2 protein-coding genes are annotated in these 2,045 nt (G+C 67.0%); both read right to left on the reverse strand.

The window, feature by feature from the left end:
- A partial coding sequence (serA, locus tag B0E41_RS00080; protein WP_143433578.1) for a phosphoglycerate dehydrogenase occupies positions 1–1,093 on the reverse strand: 1,093 nt, incomplete at its 3' end.
- Between the two features lie 100 nt (positions 1,094–1,193).
- Positions 1,194–1,889, reverse strand: a complete 696-nt coding sequence (locus B0E41_RS00085; RefSeq protein WP_077327338.1) for a substrate-binding domain-containing protein — start codon at positions 1,887–1,889, stop codon at positions 1,194–1,196.
- Positions 1,890–2,045 lie beyond the last annotated feature (156 nt).

The following is a 2,045-nucleotide window of genomic DNA, read 5'->3' on the forward strand; positions in this document are numbered from 1 at the left end:
AGGCACAGGAGAACATCGGCATCGAGGTGGCAGAAAAGCTGGTGAAGTACAGCGACAACGGCACCTCCACTTCGGGAAAGTTGACGGCCGAAGTGGAGGTGCCGTTGTCGCTGTACTTCACCAGCTTTTCTGCCACCTCGATGCCGATGTTCTCCTGTGCCTCCAGCGTGGAGCCACCGATGTGCGGCGTGAGGATCACGTTGTCGAGGCCGCGCAGGGGCGACTCAAACACGTCCTTGTTGCTGTGCGGTTCTTCGGGGAACACGTCGATGGCGGCGCCGAGCAGGGCCTGGTTTTGCAGCGCGCTGGCCAGCGCGTCCACCTGCACCACGGTGCCGCGCGAGGCGTTGATGAGCACGGCGCTGGGCTTCATGCGCGCGAGTTGTGCCGCGCCGATCATCCATTGCGTGGCCGGCGTTTCGGGCACGTGCAGGCTCACCACGTCGGCGGTGGCCATGAGCTCGTCCAGGCTGGTGAGCGGCCGCGCATTGCCCAGCGGCAGCTTGGTCGCCACGTCGAAAAACACCACCTGCATGCCCAGGGCTTCGGCCAGCACCGAGAGCTGCGTGCCGATGGCGCCGTAGCCCACGATGCCCAGCGTCTTGCCGCGAATCTCAAACGAGTTGCTGGCCGATTTCAGCCAGCCGCCGCGGTGCGCCACGGCGTTCTTCTCGGGGATGCCGCGCATCAGCAGAATGGCCTCGGCCAGCACCAGCTCGGCCACCGAGCGGGTGTTGGAAAACGGCGCGTTGAACACGGCGATGCCGCGCTCGCGCGCCGCGGCCAGGTCCACCTGGTTGGTGCCAATGCAGAAGCAGCCCACGGCGGCGAGGCGCTGGGCGTGGCTCAGCACCTCGGCGGTGAGCTGGGTGCGCGAGCGGATGCCGACGAAATGCGCGTCGGCGATCTTGGCCAAGAGCTGATCGTCGGGCAGGGCGCCGGGCAGGCTTTCGATCTGGCTGTAGCCCGCCGCGCGCAGCACGCTGACGGCAGAGGGGTGAATGCCTTCCAGCAACAGGAAGCGGATCTTGTGCTTGTCGATCGAAGTCTTGGGGCCGGGCTGGGCGAGGGTGGTGTGGGTGTGGGCGTTCATAGTTGACCAATGTAGTCGGATATGACGCTGGCAGGCACCTGGGGCGCTCACGCCCCCGGTCAGCCCGTGGGATTCACCACCGAGTTCAACGGCCGCCGATTCAACCGGCCGCTTCCATCCCGTTGCGTTGCTTCGTCTCGGCCGTCTGCGGCGACACCAGAAACGCGAGCAGCGCGCGCACCGCTTCGGGCTGTGTGGAGGTGGTGGCCAGGCCGGCCGAGAAGGTGGTGATGATCTGGATTTGTGCGGGCAGCGGGCCGAGCACGTCGATGCCCTCAAGGCCCATGAGTTCGCTCAGTTGCTGGAAGCCCAACTCAACTTCGCCCTTGGCCACCAGCGAGCCCACGGGCACGCCGGGTGGTGCGGTGACGATGCGGTCTTTGATCTGCTCGGCGATGCCCCAGCGCTCGAACAGTTTGGCGAGTTGCACGCCGCTCGGGCCGGTGGAATAGCCCAGGGTGTGCGCGGCGAGCACGGCCTGTTTCACAGCGGCTTCGCTGGTGATGTCGGGGTGCGGCGCGCCGCTGCGAACGGCCAGCGCCACGCCGGAGCGCACCACGTCAACCTGGCTGCCGGCCACCACCTTGCCGTCGGCGCTGAGCTGGGCCACCGCGTTGGACGCGAGGGCCACGATGTCGAAGGCTTCGCCGGCCTGCACGCGCTTGGCGGCGTCCACACCGCCCACGGATTCGAGCTCGATGATCTGGCCGGGCTGGGTCTGCTGGTAGAGGTTGATCAGGTCGGCCAGCACCTGTTTGGTGGCCATGGAAGAAATGATGCGAATGGGGGACGCCATGCAGCAGCTCCGTGAAAACGTGGATGGAGAGGGCGCCGCAGCAGGGCGGCGCGAACCCTGGCGATTAAACCGCACGCGCCGTTTCGCTCGGCGATGGCGCGGTTCAGCGCAGCCGGCCGATGTAGGTGTTGCGCGGGGTGGCTGGTGGCTCTGCGG

It is taken from the genome of Hydrogenophaga sp. A37 (genome assembly GCF_002001205.1).
In the GTDB taxonomy this organism is placed as follows: Bacteria; Pseudomonadota; Gammaproteobacteria; order Burkholderiales; family Burkholderiaceae_C; genus Hydrogenophaga.

What these genes read in the sequence shown, in the direction of transcription:
- B0E41_RS00085 (WP_077327338.1), bottom strand. Translation starts at nt 1,889, where the DNA reads ATGGCGTCCCCCATTCGCATCATTTCTTCCATGGCCACCAAACAGGTG.